Genomic DNA, 20,899 nt, shown 5'->3' on the forward strand with positions numbered 1-20,899 from the left:
TAATAAGTACCATATTTGTCCAACTTTTGCTAAGATTAGTATAGGATTCACAGTTTAGGGAGTGGTAGCGTTTGGCCAACTTGAAGCACGTCCTTTCAAATTATTTCCGTTTAAGCGTAGCAACCGTATCATTTATCCTTATGGGAATTATTCTATTTGCTATATTAGTCAGCAATGTAACTCCTAATGTCGTTGATGTAAACGTGTATGAGCGTGCTCCTCGCGATATACAATCTCCAATTACGATTCCATTGGAAGAGCAGACCGAAGCCAGAAAAAGGCTTGCTGAAGAAAATGTGAAAAATGAATATACTTTCAATAACGACATCGCATTTGAACAGGCTGACGCGATGAAAATACTGATCAATACAATTATTTCAATAAACAAAACAGAAGAAAAGAAAAAAGATGATGAACCGCTTTTAACCCGCGAACAAAAGATTGATCAACTGGAAGATTATATCGATACATCAGAAATTTCTGATGAGACATTTGACACGTTGTTTCGGGCTAGTGAGACTGAGCTGACAAATGTAAGGAATCTAGGACCCGATGTTGTTAACAGTGTACTTGAAGAACCAATCATGGTTGAAGAGGTTGATGGAAAAAAAGATGAAGCCGTTCGATTAATCCGCGAAAATGGAAATTTATCTTACTCCCTCAGGAACGCAACAGAGGAAATAACAAGAACGTTTATCATTGCGAACCGGACACTCGATACAGAAAAAACAAGACAAAAACGTAAAGAAGCGAGTGAAAAAGTTGAAGAAGTTTTTATAAGAGAAGGGGAAGTTTTAGTTAAAAGCGGTTCAGTTATCACACCTGAAATATATGAAAGACTTAAGAAGGTCGGCCTGCTTGATCAAGAAATGAAAACATATCCGTACTACGGGCTCTTCTTATTTGTTTTACTTGTAATGGCGGGACTTTATTACTTTATGAAAGAAGAACGGAAGAAAGAGCATTTCAGAAAATATGTAACGATTTATGCCCTGCTTTTTACACTCACACTTGTAGTGATGAAGCTGATCAGTATAAGTACTGAAATTGGATTGAACAGTTTAATGTATCTTGTTCCAGTAGCTGCCGGTGCGATGATGATCAAAATGCTGTTTAATGAGGAACTTGCTGTCGTTACATCCGTAATTTTTGCACTTAGTGCTGCACTTATTTTTAATGAACAAACAACAGGGAACTTTAATTTTATAATGAGTCTGTATGTTTTATTTAACGCCATTTCCGGAATCGTATTCTTAGGAAAAACACAGCAGCGATCGAAAATTCTTCAAGCAGGATTTTTCGTCTCTTTTATAGCCATTCTAACAGTAGCGAGTGTACTTTTGCTTCAGAATGGGAAATTCACCTCCTGGCAGATTGGATTGGATCTTGGCTGTGCTGCTTTGTCTGGGTTTATATCAGCAGTACTCACATTAGGGTTGCTGCCGGTGATTGAATCATCTTTTAATATATTATCTGTTACGAAACTGATCGAGCTTTCAAATCCGAATCACCCGATTCTGCGGAAAGTCCTTATGGAAGCTCCTGGTACTTATCATCATAGTATCATGGTGGCAAACTTATCTGAAGCTGCCTGTGAGTCGATCGGTGCTAACGGGCTTCTAGCAAGGGTGGGTTCCTACTATCATGATGTCGGTAAGACAAAACGGCCGCATTTTTTCATTGAAAACCAGATGAATATGGAGAATCCGCATGATAAGATCGCACCTCAGTTAAGTAAAACGATCATCACGGCTCATCCTTATGATGGAGCGGACATGCTTCGGGCAGACAAGATACCTAAAGAGATTATTGATATAGCCGAACAGCATCATGGGACTACGCTTCTGAAATTTTTCTATCATAAGGCTACTCAATTAACGGAGAAAGAAGTTTCCGAATCGGATTTCCGTTATCCTGGACCAAAAGCACAAACGAAGGAAGTAGCAATTATAGGTATTTCAGATGCTGTTGAAGCTGCTGTAAGATCTTTAGCAAAGCCCACACCAATAAAAATCGATCAGATCATTCGAAAAATTATAAATGACAGACTTGAAGATGGGCAGTTTGATGAATGTGATCTTACGCTAAAAGAGTTGGATACCGTGGCAAAAACCTTAACAGAAACGCTTCAAGGAATATTTCATTCTAGAATCGAGTATCCAGAAGAAACGAAAAAGGTGGAAAAACAATGACATTACATGTTGAGTATTTAAATGAAATGGACGAAAACAGTGAAGAGTTCCAAGAGTTATTAGCCAATGTACTGCAGAAGGCCTCAGAGATGGAAGAAACGGGACCGGCAGAAGTGTCTGTGACGATCGTTACGAAAGAAAGGATCCAGGAAATTAATAGTGAATACCGGCAAAAAGATGCGGTGACAGATGTTATTTCTTTTGCCATGGAAGAAATGGGAGAAGATGAAACAGAGATTATCGGCGGTGAAGAAACAAGATTCCTAGGAGACATCATCATCTGTTTAGACGTTGCAAAAGAACAAGCAGAAGAATATGGGCATTCTATTGAGAGAGAAATGGGATTCCTTGCTGTTCACGGATTCCTTCATCTTTTGGGTTATGATCATATGAATGAAGCAGATGAGAAAGCAATGTTTGGCAGACAAGAGGAAATTTTGGAGCAGTACGGATTGAAAAGATGATTGCATGGAAAAAGTTATTAAACAGTTTTCTATATGCTTTTACAGGAATAATAAAAACATTTAAGAGCGAGCAAAATTTCAAAATACACATTTTTGTAAGTGTAATCGTTGTCTTAACAGCGGTTACACTTGATTTTTCTGCCCTGCGCATGACGGTTTTACTGATAGTAATTGGAATTGTACTCGCTTTAGAACTCATGAATACTGCTGTCGAAAAAACAGTTGATTTAATAACTATGGAAAGTCATCCGTTAGCAAAGGAAGCGAAAGATGCTGCAGCAGGTGCAGTTTTGGTTTTTTCGATATTTGCTGTTATAATCGGTGTACTGCTCTTTATAGAACCTTTATTAAAAAGCATAGAAAGTTAAGAAAAAGGTGAAATGTATTATGAACAAAGATCAATTAATGGAACAAGCAAAAAAAGCAAGAGAAAAAGCCTATGTACCTTATTCGAAATTCCAGGTAGGTGCTGCATTGCTTTCCTCTGAAGGAAAAGTTTATCATGGTGCAAATATTGAGAATGCAGCTTACAGCTTAACTTGCTGTGCTGAAAGAACCGCTTTATTTAAAGCGTATACAGAAGGCGATACTACATTTACTGCGATTGCTGTCGTTGCCGATACAAAACGACCTGTCCCACCTTGTGGTGCATGCCGTCAGGTTATTTCAGAATTATGTCCTCCTGACATGCCGGTCTACTTAACAAACCTCCATGGAGATGTTCAGGAAATTGCGGTTAAGGACCTGTTGCCAGGTGCTTTTTCACCGGAGGATTTAAATGATTAAACCTGGGTATAAATCAGGATTTGTAACGATAATTGGCCGTCCAAATGTAGGTAAATCTACATTGTTAAATCAGGTGATCGGACAAAAAATCGCTATTATGAGTGATAAGCCTCAGACCACTAGAAATAAAATTCAGGCAGTTTACACAACGGATGAAGCTCAGGTGATATTTATTGATACGCCTGGAATTCATAAGCCTAAGCATAAACTTGGGGATTTTATGACAAGAACGGCCCAGCAGACATTGAACGAGGTTGATCTCATTCTTTTCGTAATCAATGCTGAAGAAGGCTATGGCCGGGGTGACCAATTTATTATAGACAGATTGCAGAATGTACAGAACCCTGTTTTCTTGGTGGTAAATAAAATTGATAAAGTCCATCCAGATGATTTACTGCCATTGATCGATATGTACAGAAACAAAGTGGATGTTGCAGAAGTTGTTCCAATTTCTGCATTGAAAGGTAACAATGTAGATACTTTATTGAATCAGATTGTTTCCTATATGGAAGAAGGACCTCAGTTCTATCCGGAAGATCAAGTAACGGATCATCCTGAGCGATTCATAACAGCAGAATTAATCCGTGAAAAAGTTCTCCATCTAACACGGGAAGAAATTCCTCATTCTGTTGCTGTAGTAATTGAAGAGATGAAAGTACGGGAAGAGAAAAATGTTGTTTTTGTCAATGCTACCATAATTGTTGAAAGATCATCTCAAAAAGGCATTATCATTGGAAAACAAGGGAAAATGCTAAAAGAGATCGGAAAAAGGGCGAGAGCTGATATCGAAACTCTTTTAGGATCCAAAGTATTTTTGGAGCTTTATGTAAAAGTGCAAACTGACTGGAGAAACCGTCAGAAACAGCTAGCTGAGTTTGGTTTTAATGAGGATGATTATTAATAGTAAAAACTGTTAATTTTTCCTTCACATGAAAACAATGTTTAAGGTGAACCTAGTTATATCAGGAGTAAAAACAAATAGAAAGGTGTGTCCAAACCATGAAAGAATTTACTTGGAAAGTATTCTGTGAAACGGGCAATATTGATACCTATTTGTTATACAAAGAGCTTGACCAAGAAATAACAGCACTATCAGCAGTTATTCCCTATGATGAGTCTCTAGAGGAACCTCCATTTCATTAATTAACTAAGGTGCCTTCTTAACGAGAGGGTGGTGATATACCTTGCTTTATAAAGTGGAAGGAATAGTCATTAAAACCGTTCCGTATGGAGAATCAAATACGATTATTACTCTATACACGAAGGAACTTGGAAAAATAGGCGTAATGGCAAGAGGAGCAAAGAAACCTAAAAGCCGCTTCACTTCCATTACGCAGCTTTTTACATATGGAATATTTGTTTTTCAAAGAGGAAGAGGTCTGGGAACTTTGCAACAAGGAGAAGCATTGTCTTCCTTCCGGCATATTCGTGAAGACTTAGTTAAGACTGCCTATGCAGCTTATCTTTCGGAGCTTCTTGATCGGTTTACTTCTGAGGAAGACATGAAGCCTGACTTGTTTGGCTGGCTGAAGCAGGCTTTAGAATATATAAACCATGGGGTTGATCCTGAGGTCATTACCTTTTTATTCGAAATGAAAATGATGAAAACAGCGGGGATTGTACCAGAGCTTAGTAGGTGTGTCTCTTGTCATGCGGCTGAAGGGAATTTTTCTTTTTCCATTCGAGAAGGAGGTTTTCTCTGTGAAAGATGTGCATACAAAGACCCTTATAGAATGAATATTTCTAAAGGAACTGCACGGCTGCTAAATATGTTTTATCATCTCGATCTTGCCAGACTTGGAAATGTATCTTTGAAAAAGGAAACGAAAAGAGAGTTGAGAATGCTTTTTGATGCTTACATGGAGGAGTATTCTGGTGTATTTTTAAAATCAAAAAAGTTTTTAAAACAACTTGATGACCTAACGTAAATTCAACTGTGAAGACTATCTTTACAGTTTTTTTGTTCGCATTTTCTACTTAATGAGTTATAATAATGAAAAATAAGTATAACACATTGGATGCAGCAAAAGGTGGTGTACAAAATCGAACTAAACAAAAGGCAGCAGAAGATTATTGAGATCGTCAAGGATCACGGACCTATTACAGGAGAACAAATTGCTGAACAGCTTGATTTAACGCGGGCGACACTTCGTCCAGATCTAGCCATTTTAACCATGGCAGGTTATTTGGACGCTAGACCGAGAGTAGGCTATTTTTACACAGGCAAAACAGGTTCACAGTTACTGACAGAAAAAGTGAAAAAAATTAAAGTAGCTGAATTTACTTCTATGCCAGTAGTCGTACAAGACTCTGCAACAGTATATGAAGCGATCTGTACCATGTTTTTAGAAGATGTAGGAACATTGTTCATTATCAATAAAAACGGACATCTTGCAGGGGTCGCTTCACGAAAAGATTTATTGAGGGCTAGTATGGGGAAACAAGAGATCAACAGTATTCCAATAAATATTATCATGACAAGAATGCCTAATATTACGTATTGTTATAAAGAGGATTTCCTGTTGGATATCGCTCATATTTTGATTGAAAAGCAAATTGACGGGCTCCCGGTAGTGAAACGTTCTAATAATGAGAGCGGCCTAGAGGTAGTTGGAAGAATCACTAAAACTAATATTACTAAGGCTTTTGTAGAACTTGCTCATGACGAAATACTTTAATAAATGGGGAGGTCAATATGACAGGACGTCCAATCGTATATGTCGTTTCTGATTCAGTTGGAGAAACGGCAGAACTGGTTGTAAAAGCGGCTGCTAGCCAATTTAATTCAAATGGAATAGAGATAAAAAGGGTTCCCTATGTAGAAGACAAAGAAACGATCGATGAAGTCATTTCTTTAGCAAAGGATCACAATGGGATCATTGCCTATACATTGGTAGTTCCTGAAATCAGCGAATATGTAGCTAAGCAGGCTGCTGCTAACGGAATTCCAACTGTGGATATTATGGGACCTATTATGAATCAGCTTCAATCCAGGCTAAATCAGGTGCCGAGATATGAACCTGGAGTCGTACATAAACTAGACGATGAATACTTCAGAAAAGTTGAAGCTATAGAATTTGCAGTTAAGTATGATGATGGAAGAGATCCAAGAGGAATTTTAAAAGCTGATGTTGTACTAATTGGTGTTTCAAGGACTTCAAAAACACCACTTTCTCAATATCTTGCTCATAAGCGCCTAAAAGTAGCAAACGTACCTATTGTTCCTGAAGTGGAACCGCCGGAAGAATTGTTTAAAGTATCGCCTAATAAATGTTTTGGGCTAAAGATTACTCCCGAAAAGTTAAATGATATTCGCAGAGAGCGTCTGAAAGCTTTAGGACTAAATTCAGAAGCTAACTATGCAAACATGGAAAGAATCAAACAAGAACTCATATATTTTAATAAGATAGTAGACCGAATTGGTTGCAGAGTAGTGGAAGTATCTAATAAGGCGGTTGAGGAATCAGCTAATGTCATATACAACCTTTTTCAAGGGAAATCCTATAAATAAAAGCGCAAATTTCTGCGCTTTTTTTATTTCAATCTTTTTACTGGTAAAATCATTCCGTTTTTATTATAATATTACATTGTGATTAAAAATAAAAACTTTGACTAAAATAGTGATACATTCAGAATGCAATTTTTATGTAAATGCCAGCAAATAAAGGAGAATCACTGGAAAAGTAGAACATAAAAATATGGAAAAATTCAAAGCTGATATATATGTAGATGCAGATGCCTGTCCTGTAGTGATAAAAGAAGAGATTAATAAATATTCAAAGGTGTATCGGTTCGAACCTATTTTTGTGACTTCATTTGCACATGCAAGCAGTACAGACCAACCTGGACGCTGGATCCTTGTAGATGCCCGTCCAGAGGAAGTTGACATGTACATACATAATCATTCTAAAAGAAATGACATCGTAGTAACCCAGGATCATGCTCTTGCAAGTCTTCTTATTCCAAAAGGGGTTTATGTTATCACCCCAAGAGGGAAACATTTTCAAGAGAATGAAATGGAAAGAGTTCTTCATGAACGCTATCTGTCTGCAAAAGCAAGACGTTCAGGAAAACATTCTAAAGGTCCTGCTAAATTCACAAAGGAGGATGCAGAAAGGTTCAGTTCAGTTTTTTGCGAAATCCTGTCGAATGTTGAAGGAAAATAGACTTGGGGCACGAATATATATCTAGTGTCAAAAGAAACAGAGATTTTGTGGTGGTCATATGGAACGTATACCAGAAGATTTAATTGAAAAAGTAAGGTCATCAAACGATATTGTAGATGTGATAAGTGATTATGTACCTTTAAAAAAGCAAGGACGAAATTATTTTGGTTTATGCCCTTTTCATGGCGAAAAATCACCTTCATTTTCTGTATCACCGGAAAAACAAATCTACCACTGTTTCGGATGTGGAGCAGGAGGAAATGTTTTTTCATTCTTAATGAATATCGAAGGATATTCTTTCATTGAAGCCGTAACACAACTCGGGAAAAAGAGCTCGATCGAGCTGCCTCAAATGCATCAGCAAAATTACTCCTTAAAAAGTACTGACGAAAAAAGAAAAATGGCTGATATTCATGAGTTGCTGGCTAAGCTTTACCATCATTGTCTCCTTCATACTAAGCAGGGAAGACCAGCACTGGACTATCTGGAAAACAGAGGTTTCACAAGAGAGTCTATCGAACGCTTTCAAATAGGATTTGCTCCTGATTCATGGGAAACAGCTTCACAATTTATTCAAAAGCGGGAATTGGATATTACACTTGCCGAGAAAGCTGGTTTGATTGGAAAGCGGCAATCTGATGGAAAACCTTATGACCGTTTTCGAAACAGAATCATGTTCCCGATATGGGACCGTACTGGTGCAGTGGTTGCCTTTGGAGGAAGAGTTTTAGATAGAAACGATGAACCGAAGTACTTAAACAGCCCAGAATCAAAAATCTTTCAAAAAGGGAAAACTCTCTACGGTTTGAACCTTTCTAGAGCAGATATCAGACAGAAACAACATGCCGTTGTTTTTGAGGGATATGTCGATACCATTGCCGCTTATCGAGCAGGTGTTACAAATGGAGTTGCGACACTGGGGACTTCATTAACAGAGGATCATGCTTCCATATTGAAAAGAAATGTTCAATCTGTCACAATCTGTTATGATTCTGATCGAGCAGGTGTTGAAGCCGCTTTTCGTGCATCAGAAATACTGACGAAACAAGGCTGTACAGTTAAAATTTCGCAGATGCCAGACGGAATGGACCCCGATGACTATATCTCCAAATTTGGAGGCGAATCATTCCAAAAGGATATAATAGGGGCTAGTCTTACAGTTATGGCATTTAAAATACAATACTATAGACGCGGTAAAAACCTTCGTGATGAAGGAGAACGGATGATCTATATCGAAGAGGTTATCAGCGAAATAGCCCGTCTTCCAAAAGCGGTTGAAAGAGATCATTATCTCCGTCAGATCGCTTCAGAATTTAATTTGTCATTAGACGCATTAAAACAACAGCAAATACAGACTTTCAAGCAGCAGCAAAAGTCAAAGGATAACGGCCCAAAAAAACGGGATAATAATTTTAGAATACAAACACTTTTGCAGAAGTCTTTATTGCCGAAAAATTTAAATGCTGAAAGAATTGTTCTAGCTCACATGCTTAAAAGCGAAGAAACAGCTTTCCTCATTCAGGAAAAGCTTGAAACAGGCTTTAATGTAGAAGAACATAATGCAATCGCTGCCTACCTGTATGCCTTTTATGAAGAAGGAAATAAACCCAATGTAGGGCTGTTCATGCAGCGGATTGACGATGACAAATTAAGAAAACTAGCATCAGAATTAGCAATGCTCACCATCAGTGATGAAATGAATGAAGTTGAGCTTGCAGATTATATTCGAATTATTTCTAGCTATCCATTATTGCGGGAGATACAAGAAAAAGAAAAACAGCAGGAAAACGCAATAAGAAGGAATGAAATAAAACTGGCAGCCCAAATTGCCCAAGAAATTATGAGAATGAAAAGATCTCTAAAATAATCGGGACGCAAGATGGTTGAAGTTTTGGAAGGAGGGGATCGAATGGCTGAGAAACCAAACCGTCAAGGGACGGAAGGCGAATTAACCATCGATCAAGTCAAAGAACAATTAGTTGAAGCCGGTAAAAAGCGAGGTCGGCTGACATATACAGAAATCACAGGCAAACTTGCTCCATTTGAACAAGATTCAGATCAAATGGATGAATTCTATCATTATCTAGAAGAGCAAGGTGTTGAGGTAGCAGAAGCCTCAGAAGATTCAGATGATGAAGATGATCCAAAGTTCGAAATGGAAAAAGACGAGGAAGAGTTTGATTTAAATGATCTTAGTGTTCCTCCTGGAGTCAAAATTAATGACCCAGTACGTATGTACCTCAAAGAAATCGGCCGGGTTGACCTGCTTTCTGCTGATGAAGAAATTGAACTCGCAAAAAGAATTGAAAATGGCGATGAAGAAGCAAAACGCCGTTTGGCAGAAGCGAACTTGCGACTAGTTGTAAGTATCGCAAAACGTTATGTCGGACGCGGAATGCTGTTCCTGGATCTTATTCAAGAAGGTAACATGGGATTGATCAAAGCGGTTGAAAAATTCGATTATGATAAAGGGTTTAAATTCAGTACGTATGCGACATGGTGGATTAGACAAGCTATTACACGCGCAATCGCTGACCAAGCTCGTACAATTCGTATCCCGGTTCATATGGTTGAGACGATCAATAAGCTAATCCGTGTTCAGCGTCAGCTTCTTCAAGACTTAGGCCGTGAACCTTCTCCTGAAGAAATCGGAGCTGAAATGGAACTTACACCAGAAAAAGTTCGTGAAATCTTAAAGATTGCTCAAGAACCAGTTTCATTAGAAACACCAATCGGTGAGGAAGATGACTCCCACTTAGGTGATTTTATTGAAGACCAGGATGCACTTGCTCCATCCGAAGCAGCGGCGTACGAGTTACTAAAAGAACAGCTAGAGGATGTTCTAGATACTCTGACAGACCGTGAAGAAAACGTTCTTCGTCTGCGTTTTGGTTTAGACGATGGACGGACACGCACTCTTGAAGAAGTAGGTAAAGTTTTCGGAGTTACGCGTGAGCGTATCCGTCAGATCGAAGCAAAAGCGCTTCGTAAGCTCCGCCATCCAAGCAGAAGCAAACGATTAAAAGATTTTCTAGAATAGAAAGCTTGCCATTTATGGCAGGCTTTTTTATTTGTTTTTATTTTACTGATTATTCCACTTCAATGCAAACACCCCAAAATCTCAATTATTACTTCATTTTGCTTGCAATTACTAGCATATTCTTATGTATTCTTCTCATTATTAAATTTAAAATCGTTTAAATCTTGTAAAAATTCAGCCTTTATATCTATAATAAATATGAAAGCGTATACAATAGAGAGTAATAAATTTTAAAAGGGTGGGATACAGCCATGAATTTTACTTTAACAGAAGAGCAATTGATGATTCAGAAAATGATGCGGGAATTTGCGGATGAAGTGGTAGCACCGGGTGCAGAAGCAAGAGACAAAAATAAGGAGTTCCCAGTGGAGATTTTTCAAAAGCTTTCTAAGCTTGGTATGATGGGACTTCCTTTCCCTGAGGAGTATGGCGGCGGCGGAGCTGATACGATCAGTTTTGCGATTGCCGTTGAGGAACTAAGCCGGGCTTGCGGCTCTACAGGTATTACATATTCTGCACACGTTTCTTTAGGAGGAGCACCTTTAAATTTATTTGGTACCCATGAACAAAAGGAAAAATATTTAACGCCGATCTGTACAGGTGAATCGTTCGGTGCATTTGGGCTGACAGAGCCAAACGCTGGATCTGATGCAGGAGGTACTGAAACTTCAGCTGTCGTAGAAAATGGTGAATGGGTAATTAACGGAAGCAAGTGTTATATAACGAACGCAAGTTATGCGAAACACTTGGCTCTTACCGCAATCACTAATAGAAATGGCAATGATAAAGAAATCTCTGCGATTATCGTTCCTACTGATGCAAAAGGCTTTAAAGTAATTGACAACTACGAAAAAATGGGACTTCATTCTTCAAACACTACAGAACTTTTTATGGAAGATGTAAGAGTTCCTGAAGAAAACTTATTAGGGAAGCGCGGAGACGGCTTTAAACAGTTCCTGGTAACTCTTGATGGAGGAAGAATAGGGATTGGTGCTATGGCGGTAGGAATCGCTCAAGCAGCCTATGAGAAGGCGCTAGCTTATGCAAAAGAACGCAAGCAGTTTGGAAGATCAATATCAAAGTTTCAGGCAATACAATTCAAGCTGGCTGATATGGCTATGAAAATTGAACTGGCAAGAATGATGGTGTATAAAGCTGCATGGCTGAAAGACCAAGGTAAAAAGTTTTCAAAAGAAGCATCTATGGCGAAATTATATGCCTCCGAAGCTTGTATGCAGATTTGTTCCGAATCGGTACAAATTCATGGCGGAAATGGGTATATGAGAGATTATCATGTTGAGCGCTACTTCAGAGATGCTAAGCTTCTTGAGATCGGAGAGGGAACATCTGAGGTTCAGCGCATCGTTATAGCGAGAGAGATCGGCTGCTGATTTTCATAATTTAATATGATGGGGTGAATTATGGCTGAGTTAATGAAAGTAACTGTTGGAGATTGTTTAAAGGAACAAGCACAGAAGAACAAGGCTCAAGAAGCCATTGTTTACAGTAAACTTGGAATTCGCTACACCTATCAGGAATTTTATGAATTAACGACAAAAGTCGCAAAAGGCTTAATGGCTATGGGAATCAAGAAAGGTGATCATATCGCTGTATGGGCTACCAATGTTCCAGAATGGCTGCTTCTGCAATTTGGCTCTGCAAGGGCTGGAGCTGTTTTAGTTACGGTGAACACAAATTATCAAAGTGCAGAACTCGACTATCTGCTAAAACAATCTGACTCAAAAGCTCTATTTTTTATAGAAGAATTCCGAGCAACTTCTTACAGGAAAATGATTGACGCTGTTAAGGAGAGAATAACAGAGTTTCCGCATCTTAAACATTTTGTTCAAATCGACCATAATCATTCTGCAAATTACGATACGTTTCAGGATATGTTGGAAGCAGGTGAAGCTATTTCTGATGAAGAGCTTCAGATACGAGAGGGTTCTCTGCACTATGATGACGTTATAAATATGCAATATACCTCAGGAACAACAGGGTTTCCTAAGGGAGTAATGCTTACTCATAACAACATTGTGAACAACGCACGCCAGATTGCTGAGAGCATGAATTTAACTAATGCTGACAGGTTGTGTATACCTGTTCCGTTCTTCCATTGCTTCGGATGTGTTCTTGGAACACTTGCAGCTGTATCCGTTGGTGCCACTATGGTGCCGATCGTTCAATTTGATCCAAAAGAAGTTTTAGAGACTGTAGAAAAAGAAAAATGTACTGGGTTGCATGGCGTTCCTACGATGTTCATAGCAGAACTGAACCTCCCTGACTTCGAAACGTATAATTTAAGTACACTGAGAACTGGAATAATGGCCGGGTCGCCTTGTCCGATAGAAGTAATGAAGAAAGTGATCGATAAGATGGGTATGAGTGAGATTACAATTGCCTACGGTCAAACAGAAGCTTCTCCTGTGATCACACAAACAAGAACGGATGACCCAATCGAAAGAAGAGTAGAAACTGTCGGTAAGAAACATGCACAGGTAGAAACAAAAATAGTGAATCCGATAACTAACGATGAAGTAAAAGCTGGCGAACAAGGAGAGCTTTGCACTAGAGGCTATCACGTAATGAAAGGGTACTACAAAATGCCTGAAGCGACGAAAGAAGCCATAGACAGTGATGGATGGCTGCACACCGGGGATCTAGCCACTGTAGATGGTGATGGGTATTACAGAATAACCGGCCGCTTAAAAGATATGATTATCCGGGGAGGAGAAAATGTCTATCCAAGAGAAGTTGAAGAATTTCTTTATTCTCACCCTGCAATCTTAGATGTGCAAGTCGTTGGAGTACCCGATAAAAAGTTTGGTGAAAAAGTAGCTGCCTGTATACAGGTAAAAGATGGTCAATCACTATCATCTGATGAACTGAAAAATTATTGCAAAGGCCAAATAGCTAATTTTAAGATACCTGAATACTTTTTATTTGTTGATGAGTATCCGATGACAGCTTCAGGGAAAATACAAAAATACAAACTTAGAGAACAAGCATTAGAGGCTCTATCTGTAACCCATGAATAGCCACCAGTTGTGTGGCTATTTTTACTTTGGGGTCAGCTCACGCTAAAGATGGGATATTTGCTATTATAGGTTTAAAATAAATTCTGTAATATCTTGTGACAAAACTGGGAAAAATATAGTTTGCCCTTCCCAAGTAAACGCTTTTAAAGTACAATAGGTTATGGATTGTTAACCAATACATAGTAAGATTTGAAGACAACAACAAATGTGCTGTACAGAAGAAGGAGGAATTTGAATGAAACGTAATCCACTCATTCCTTTTGCCATTATAGGAGTTATTGGAATTGTTCTTATGCTAACAATGGGCGGATATGGTATCAACAAGATTCATCAAGCAAGCCAGGATAAAGAAAAGGCTGCTATGGATCCTGAAGCTATTTTCAAACAGAACTGTGCTTCATGTCACGGGCAAAACCTTGAAGGCGCAACAGGGCCTGCACTTGATAAAATTGGCGGAAAATACTCAGAAGAAGAGATCGCCGATATCGTGAAAAATGGTAAGTCTGGTGGAATGCCTGCTGGTGTTGTTAAAGGTGAAGAAGCAAAAATAGTAGTGAAATGGCTCGCAGAAAAAAAATAAAATAAAAGAGAGCTTCTTGTTTTTTGGACAAGAAGCTTTTTTTCATTCAGCTTTGCAATAAATGCTGAGGAAGACAAATACTATACTATCGAAAATTAAAGCGGTGATAAAAATATGAATTCTGAAAAACTATCTCAAAGGCTTGAAACAGTCTCAAATTATGTATTAGAGGGATCCGTAATGGCTGATATCGGATCAGACCACGCTTACCTGCCTTGTTATTTAGGTCTGAAAAGGAAGATCAAAAAAGGAATTGCGGGCGAAATAACAGATGGCCCATATTTATCAGCAAAAGAGCAAGTAGTGCTAGATGGATTATCCGATATCATCGAAGTTAGAAAAGGAGATGGACTTTCCGTTCTTAAAGAAAATGAAGCCGAAGTTGTAACAATCTGCGGCATGGGTGGATCTCTTATTACTTCCATCCTCGAGAAAGGGAAGGATAAACTTGGGAAAGCAAAAAGGTTAGTTCTGCAGCCAAATATCGGTGCTAAAACCGTAAGAAAATGGCTTTTGAAAGAAGACTGGGTACTTTCTGCTGAAGAAATTATAAAAGAAGATGGTAAAATCTATGAAATTTTAGTGGCAGACCGGTCTGGTGAACAGCCTTATACAAATAATATTGAAGCGGAACTTCTGTTTGGCCCATTCTTATTAAAAGTTCAAAATGAAGCGTTTAAGGAAAAATGGACCGGGGAAGTGAAGCAATGGAAGGCAATCTTGGCTCAGATGGAAAAAAGCCAAGGGACAGCTGCAGATACAAAAAGAAAAGAGCTGTTAGATCATATTAATCTTGCAAAGGAGTGGGTCGATTGAGCAAATCAGCTAGCGGACAGTTTGTTATTTCGCTTTTGGAAAGCTTCGCACCTAAAAAAATGGCAGTCGAAGGTGACCCAATCGGATTGCAAATTGGGTCATTGAACCGTCCTGTCAAAAAAGTAATGATAGCGCTGGATGTTCTTGAAACAGTTGTAGATGAAGCAATAGAAAATGAAGTAGATCTGATTATTGCTCATCACCCCCTGCTGTATCGGCCACTAAAGAAAATTGACACAAGTACGTCAAGAGGAAGAGTCATTGAAAAGCTGATTAAGAACGATATAACTGTTTATGCAGCTCATACGAACCTCGATGTTACGGCTTCAGGAGTTAACGAATGGCTCTCACAGCGATTAGAACTTAGTCAAACTGAGGTATTAGCCCCTACATTTGAGGACCAGTTAGTTAAACTTTCCGTTTTTGTTCCAACTTCACATGAAGAAGCTTTGAGACAAGCTTTGGGGGATGCAGGAGCTGGTCATATTGGAAATTATAGTCATTGCAGCTTTTCATCAAGCGGATGGGGGACATTTAAACCGCTAGAAGGTACAAACCCATACATTGGAGAGCGAGGGAAATTAGAGCGTACAGAAGAAGTAAAGCTTGAATCCGTTTTTCCTGCTTCTATCCAGCATTCAGTTTTATCTGCCATGAAAAAAGCACACCCATACGAAGAAGTGGCTTTTGATCTTTATCCATTGCTTAACAAAGGAACTGAACTTGGAATTGGAAAGATCGGAAATCTGAATAAAGAGATGAATATCGAAGAATTTGTTCAGCATGTTAAAAATGTTTTTAGAATCTCGTGTGTTCGGGTAATCAAAGGACACAATCACCCAATAAAAAAAGTTGCGGTTGTTGGCGGTGATGGCAACAAATACATTTATCCTGCTGTCAGAAAAGGGGCAGATGTTCTAGTGACGGGGGATATTTATTATCATAATGCTCACGATGCACAAGCAGAGGGTCTGACGATAATTGATGCTGGTCATCATATCGAAGAAATAATGAAAAGTGAGCTTAAAAACGTGCTTGAGAAAGAACTTTCAGATAGAAAGTACGATACAGTTGTTATAGAATCCACTATAAAAACTGAGCCTTTTATATTTATGTAATAAACCTTCCCAATTCTCAGTTTCTTGTTGATTTACGGTACGTGTTTTTATATTTATTACACGTTCGCTCAAAATTACCGAGCTACGCTCAAGATTTTTAAGCTACGCTCAAACCCCTTTAGTTTCGCTCAAAATCTTCTTTTTTCGCTCAAAGAAGCTATGTAAAAAGCAAAGCTGACGATTCAGCTTTGCTTTTTGTTATTTTTTTTCTTTTACTTTTGGAAGGATACGGTTTAATTGAACTTTGCGTTCTGTTTTCCAAGTTTCTTGATTGTTTTGATCATAATTTTTAAGGAAATCGATCACTTCTTTCGTAATCGGTGTTGGCGTAGACGCACCAGACGTAATCCCAACTTTTTCGACGCCTTCTAACCACGCTAAATCGATCTCAGACACATCAGAAATTCGATACGCTTTTGTCCCGGCAATCTCTTCGGAAACTTGTGCGAGACGGTTAGAGTTATTGCTTCGAGGGTCACCCACTACAAGCACTAAGTCACAGTCTCCAGCTTGATTTGCGACTGCTTCTTGACGGACTTGTGTAGCTAAACAGATTTCTTTATGCACTTCAGCACTTGGATAACGGATCAACAGCTGCTTGATAAGTTCTGCAACATCCCATTGACTCATAGTTGTTTGGTTGGTAATAAGAATCTTTTCACTTTTTACATCCAATGATTCTAAGTCTTCCTGATTTTCAACAAGATGAACGATATGAGGTGCGATTCCGATAGCCCCTTCAGGCTCAGGGTGTCCTTTTTTACCAATATAAATAATTTCATAGCCTTCTTTTTCTTTTTCTCTGATCAGGTCATGCGTTTTTGTGACATCCGGACATGTTGCATCTATTTCATAGAGTCCTTTTTCGTGAGCGATGCGTCTAACTTCTGGAGAGACACCATGCGCCGTATAAATAACAGTTCCTGATTCAATGTTACGAATGATATCTAAACGATTGTTTCCATCAAGCGTAATGATTCCTTCGTCTTCAAAGGCATCAGTTACGTGTTTGTTATGAACAATCATCCCAAGAATATAAACGGGTCTTGGCAGAGTTGGATCATTTGCTGCTTGACGAGCCATGACCATAGCATCTACGACACCATAACAATATCCACGGGGAGATATTTTAATAATTTCCATATTGGACCTCTCCTTTATTCATATAAAAGACAGCACAGATGTCTATGCTGTCTTGGGAGATTTACTTCTGTATTTCTTTATTATAAAGGAGAGAACATAAGAACTCAAACACTATACTTATACGTACAGTTTCGGTCCTGAGAGGTGATAACCTTTAGGTAAATTCGTTTTTGGCGCTGCGGGTACTAATTTGGTATTAGCCGGTGCCTTTTTTAATTTTTGAGCTTGCTGCTTAGTTGTTTTTGACGATTTTGGACCTGAAACAGTTACTTTTTCTTCTGTTTCTTTCTTTCTTTTTTCCTTCTTTTTTTCTTTTGGTTCTGTATTTTCTTCCACTTCAGCAATTTTATCATTATTTTCCGCTTTTTTGGAGGTGTCTGCCTCAGGGCTGTTCTCGGCTTTAGTTTCTGAACCACCATTTTGAAAGTCTTTTAATGCTGTCATTATGGATGGCAGGTTTCTCATCGCCGGTCCGTATTGTTTAATCATCGGCCCCATGGTTTCAGCAACTTTTAAAACCTTTTGTACGTTATTTAGCATAGTGAAAATACTTGTTCCGCCAGTTATACTTCCTCCACTGCCAATGGTCCCTAAGAATCGGTCAACAGAGCCCGCATGACGCGGCATACCATGCATACCATTCATATTCTGCATATGAGGATTTACCTGAAATGGCTGCATGGGATGCTGAGGCTGAGTTGGGTATCTGTAAAAAGGCTGCATAATTCCCCCTCCTTTCCAAAATAATACGCTCATAAACAGAATATGAATTCATGAAAACATGTGTGATATTTATCCCTGTTTTCTTAACGAAAGCTGTTTTCGTATACATTGTTGTTTTTGAAAGTAGTTGATCTCCGTTTCAGGATGCTCGCTTTCCGGGGGGGGCGTGCGGTGAGCCTCCTCTGCGCTTTGCGCCGATAGGAGTCTCACCTGTCCCGCTAATCCCCCAGGAGTCTCGCACCTTGCACTCCTATCAACTTTTCAATGAAGAAATGTATTGAAAGCAACAATCTTTTAGAAAACAGCCTAACGAAAATACAAGGATGATTGGCGGAAATACAAAACTTACTCTATAATACTAAAAGTGAACAGATTTATATTTGAAAAAGAAAAGGTGAGCGTATGAAATCTCCGTTCGAACGGTTAAAAATAAATGAATCGCTCCAAGCTGCATTAAGTGGTATTGGATTTGAAAAACCAACTGATATTCAAGAACGTGTAATTCCTGGAATCATTAATGGACAAGACATGATCGGGCAATCTCAAACAGGATCAGGAAAAACATTTGCATTCTTGCTTCCGTTAATGCATAAGATCGATATACAAAAAGATGAGGTTCAAGCTGTAATTACAGCACCTACACGTGAACTGGCACAGCAGATCTATAATGAATTCTTGAAAGTTTCAGAGCAAATGCCTGAAGATAAACAGATCAAAGCAAAAGCAATAGTCGGAGGAACCGACAGAAAAAGGATGGCTGAAAAGCTGAAGGCGGTACCTCAGCTTGTTATAGGTACGCCGGGACGGATTAAGGACCTAGTGAATGCACAAGAGCTAGTTGTTTATACGGCAAACATGCTCGTAGTTGACGAGGCTGATCAGATGCTGGACATGGGCTTTATTGAAGATGTTGATATGATTGCATCCCGCATGGCTAATGAACTTCAGATGATGGTTTTCTCAGCAACTGTGCCAGAGAAGCTGCAGCCATTTTTGAAGAAATATATGAAGACTCCAAAGCATGTTCATGTTGAACCTCAACAAATTACAGCTAAAGATATAAAGCATGTACTTATTCAGACTAAACATAATGATAAGCTTCCTATGCTTATTAAAACTGCAAAGAATTATAATCCGTATTTTGCTATTATTTTTGCAAATACCAAAAAAACAGTCGATGAAATTGCAGATGCAATGGCTGCTGAAGGATTGAGCGTAGAGCGTTTACACGGCGATATCCCTCCTCGGACGAGAAAGAACATTATGAAGCGTGTACAAAAGGCTGAATTTCAATTCTTGGTTGCAACTGACCTAGCTGCACGAGGAATCGATATTAAAGGTGTCAGCCACATTATTAATTATGAGTTTCCAAAGGATCTTGACTTTTATATCCACAGAGCCGGCCGGACAGGCCGTGCAGGTATGTCTGGTATTTGTGCCTCTCTGTTTGAACAAACGGATCAGCATTCTGTACAAAAACTGAAAGAGAAAAAAATCAGTTTTACGTATGAACAATATAAGAATGGTGAGTGGGTAGCTGTAAAGCAAAGAGAAAAGAGTACAGCTTCCAAAGAACAGGAAGGTATTTATGTACCTAAACCTCGTAAAGTAAAACCGGGTTATAAAAAGAAGATGGATGAGCAAAAGAAAAAGTTAATGAAAAAGAAAAGAAGAAATCAAAGATAGAGATTATTGCGTGGGGAAGAGGGGAAAGTATGATTAAAATCGGTTCACATGTCTCAATGAGCGGAAAGAAAATGCTTTTGGCTGCAAGTGAAGAGGCTGTTTCTTATGGTGCAAACACTTTTATGATCTATACCGGAGCACCTCAAAACACGAGACGAAAAAAGATTGAAGACCTTAATATCGAAGCAGGAACAAAACACATGATTGATAACGGCATAGCTGATATTGTCGTTCATGCACCTTATATTATTAATATAGGGAACGCTGTGAAGCCTGAAACCTTTGAACTGGGTGTTGACTTCTTACGAAGAGAGATTGAACGAACAGAAGCTTTAGGCGCAAGACAGATTGTGTTGCATCCGGGCGCGCATGTAGGGGAAGGGTCCGAAGTTGGCATTAAAAAGATTATTGAAGGTCTCAATGAAGTGTTAACGAAAGAACAAAATGTACAAATCGCTTTGGAAACGATGGCGGGTAAAGGTTCCGAATGCGGAAGATCGTTTGAAGAATTAGCACAGATCATTGATGGAGTTACCCTCAACGAAAAACTATCTGTGTGCTTCGATACGTGTCATACACATGATGCAGGGTATGATATCGTAAACGACTTTGATGGGGTTATGGATCAATTCGATAGAATTATCGGCAAAGACCGAATTAAAGTTTTCCATATTAATGACAGCAAGAATATATGCGGTGCTTCCAAAGACAGACATGAGAACATTGGCTTTGGTCATATCGGTTTTGACGCATTAAGCTATATTGTCCACCATGAATCGTTTAAGGATATCCCAAAAATTCTTGAAACTCCTTATGTTGGGACAGATAAGAATAATAAGAAACCGCCTTATCAATTAGAGATCGAGATGATAAAAGCAAAAGAGTTTGATCCAGATCTGCAGAACAAACTTCTAGTTTAATAAATGGGCATTATAGAGCAAACTGTGTTGTTTTGAAGTAGTTGATCTCCGTTTCAGGTGCTTGCTTTCCGCGGGGCGTGCGGTGAGCTCACTCGTTACTTTGTGACATTGAATGGTCTCACCTGTCCCGCTGATCCCGCAGGAGTCAAGCACCATACACTCCAATCAACTAGTCGAGGATGCGAATCGACAAAAAATGTTCAAAAAGCAATATGACCGCATAGCAG

At 38.9% G+C, this 20,899-nt stretch carries 21 protein-coding genes; 19 read left to right on the top strand and 2 right to left on the bottom strand.

The annotated features are described in order from the left end of the window. Positions 1 to 71 precede the first annotated feature (71 nt). The 17 genes from EV282_RS06795 (at position 72) to EV282_RS06875 (ending at position 16,200) form a co-directional block, all read left to right on the top strand. Complete coding sequence (locus EV282_RS06795; protein ID WP_130294859.1) at positions 72 to 2,192, top strand: HD family phosphohydrolase; 2,121 nt, start codon at positions 72 to 74, stop codon at positions 2,190 to 2,192. Positions 2,193 to 2,218: 26 nt separating this feature from the next. Then, positions 2,219 to 2,656 carry an rRNA maturation RNase YbeY gene (gene ybeY / locus EV282_RS06800; protein WP_413466127.1) on the top strand — a complete coding sequence of 146 codons (438 nt, stop codon included), beginning with the start codon at positions 2,219 to 2,221 and terminating at the stop codon, positions 2,654 to 2,656. Continuing rightward, entirely contained in the window at positions 2,653 to 3,024 is a 372-nt protein-coding gene (locus EV282_RS06805) for a diacylglycerol kinase family protein (protein ID WP_130294863.1), read from the top strand. The genes ybeY and EV282_RS06805 overlap by 4 nt, the downstream gene beginning before the upstream one ends. Before the next feature lie 19 nt (positions 3,025 to 3,043). After that, a complete protein-coding gene (locus tag EV282_RS06810) occupies positions 3,044 to 3,442 on the top strand; it encodes a cytidine deaminase (protein ID WP_130294865.1) in 399 nt (132 codons plus the stop codon). Continuing rightward, the gene (gene era / locus EV282_RS06815) at positions 3,435 to 4,343 is read left to right on the top strand and encodes a GTPase Era (protein WP_130294867.1); all 909 of its coding nucleotides are present in this window, start codon (positions 3,435 to 3,437) and stop codon (positions 4,341 to 4,343) included. Before EV282_RS06810 ends, era begins: the two co-directional genes overlap by 8 nt. 98 nt (positions 4,344 to 4,441) lie before the next feature. Then, a complete protein-coding gene (locus tag EV282_RS06820; protein WP_130294868.1) occupies positions 4,442 to 4,585 on the top strand; it encodes a YqzL family protein in 144 nt (47 codons plus the stop codon). A 41-nt stretch (positions 4,586 to 4,626) separates the two neighbouring features. Then, positions 4,627 to 5,370 carry a DNA repair protein RecO gene (recO, locus tag EV282_RS06825; RefSeq protein ID WP_130294870.1) on the top strand — a complete coding sequence of 248 codons (744 nt, stop codon included), beginning with the start codon at positions 4,627 to 4,629 and terminating at the stop codon, positions 5,368 to 5,370. 90 nt (positions 5,371 to 5,460) lie between these two features. Next, complete coding sequence (locus EV282_RS06830; RefSeq protein ID WP_278043763.1) at positions 5,461 to 6,120, top strand: helix-turn-helix transcriptional regulator; 660 nt, start codon at positions 5,461 to 5,463, stop codon at positions 6,118 to 6,120. 17 nt (positions 6,121 to 6,137) lie between these two features. Then, positions 6,138 to 6,953, top strand: coding sequence for a pyruvate, water dikinase regulatory protein (locus EV282_RS06835; RefSeq protein WP_130294873.1), 816 nt, complete (start codon positions 6,138 to 6,140; stop codon positions 6,951 to 6,953). Positions 6,954 to 7,140: 187 nt separating this feature from the next. Next, complete coding sequence (locus EV282_RS06840) at positions 7,141 to 7,608, top strand: YaiI/YqxD family protein (RefSeq protein ID WP_130294874.1); 468 nt, start codon at positions 7,141 to 7,143, stop codon at positions 7,606 to 7,608. A 58-nt stretch (positions 7,609 to 7,666) separates the two neighbouring features. Continuing rightward, positions 7,667 to 9,475, top strand: coding sequence for a DNA primase (gene dnaG, locus EV282_RS06845; RefSeq protein ID WP_130294876.1), 1,809 nt, complete (start codon positions 7,667 to 7,669; stop codon positions 9,473 to 9,475). Between the two features lie 42 nt (positions 9,476 to 9,517). Beyond that, positions 9,518 to 10,648 carry an RNA polymerase sigma factor RpoD gene (gene rpoD, locus EV282_RS06850; protein WP_066291044.1) on the top strand — a complete coding sequence of 377 codons (1,131 nt, stop codon included), beginning with the start codon at positions 9,518 to 9,520 and terminating at the stop codon, positions 10,646 to 10,648. A gap of 251 nt (positions 10,649 to 10,899) precedes the next feature. Then, positions 10,900 to 12,039: an acyl-CoA dehydrogenase family protein gene (locus EV282_RS06855; protein ID WP_130294877.1), complete on the top strand. Its 1,140-nt coding sequence runs from the start codon at positions 10,900 to 10,902 to the stop codon at positions 12,037 to 12,039. Between the two features lie 30 nt (positions 12,040 to 12,069). Continuing rightward, positions 12,070 to 13,686 (top strand): AMP-binding protein, encoded by a 1,617-nt coding sequence (locus EV282_RS06860; RefSeq protein ID WP_130294879.1) that lies wholly within the window; start codon positions 12,070 to 12,072, stop codon positions 13,684 to 13,686. Positions 13,687 to 13,921: 235 nt separating this feature from the next. Then, positions 13,922 to 14,266: a cytochrome c550 gene (gene cccA / locus EV282_RS06865; protein WP_130294880.1), complete on the top strand. Its 345-nt coding sequence runs from the start codon at positions 13,922 to 13,924 to the stop codon at positions 14,264 to 14,266. Positions 14,267 to 14,380: 114 nt separating this feature from the next. Beyond that, positions 14,381 to 15,082 carry a tRNA (adenine(22)-N(1))-methyltransferase gene (locus EV282_RS06870; RefSeq protein ID WP_130294882.1) on the top strand — a complete coding sequence of 234 codons (702 nt, stop codon included), beginning with the start codon at positions 14,381 to 14,383 and terminating at the stop codon, positions 15,080 to 15,082. Next, positions 15,079 to 16,200, top strand: coding sequence for a Nif3-like dinuclear metal center hexameric protein (locus EV282_RS06875; RefSeq protein ID WP_130294883.1), 1,122 nt, complete (start codon positions 15,079 to 15,081; stop codon positions 16,198 to 16,200). Before EV282_RS06870 ends, EV282_RS06875 begins: the two co-directional genes overlap by 4 nt. A gap of 198 nt (positions 16,201 to 16,398) precedes the next feature. Here EV282_RS06875 and EV282_RS06880 read toward each other — a convergent pair whose 3' ends face one another. Both EV282_RS06880 and vrrA read right to left on the bottom strand, forming a co-directional pair. Then, on the bottom strand, positions 16,399 to 17,343 hold the full coding sequence (locus EV282_RS06880; RefSeq protein ID WP_130294884.1) for a 4-hydroxy-3-methylbut-2-enyl diphosphate reductase: 945 nt from the start codon (positions 17,341 to 17,343) through the stop codon (positions 16,399 to 16,401). Positions 17,344 to 17,460: 117 nt separating this feature from the next. Continuing rightward, positions 17,461 to 18,099: a VrrA/YqfQ family protein gene (vrrA, locus tag EV282_RS06885; RefSeq protein WP_130294886.1), complete on the bottom strand. Its 639-nt coding sequence runs from the start codon at positions 18,097 to 18,099 to the stop codon at positions 17,461 to 17,463. Positions 18,100 to 18,468: 369 nt separating this feature from the next. Here vrrA and EV282_RS06890 point away from each other — a divergent pair, with 369 nt between their 5' ends. Then, a complete protein-coding gene (locus EV282_RS06890; RefSeq protein ID WP_130294887.1) occupies positions 18,469 to 19,752 on the top strand; it encodes a DEAD/DEAH box helicase in 1,284 nt (427 codons plus the stop codon). A gap of 29 nt (positions 19,753 to 19,781) precedes the next feature. Continuing rightward, on the top strand, positions 19,782 to 20,672 hold the full coding sequence (locus EV282_RS06895; protein WP_130294889.1) for a deoxyribonuclease IV: 891 nt from the start codon (positions 19,782 to 19,784) through the stop codon (positions 20,670 to 20,672). Positions 20,673 to 20,899: the final 227 nt, after the last annotated feature.

Source organism: Fictibacillus sp. BK138 (assembly GCF_004216955.1).
Classification (GTDB): Bacteria; Bacillota; Bacilli; order Bacillales; family Fictibacillaceae; genus Fictibacillus.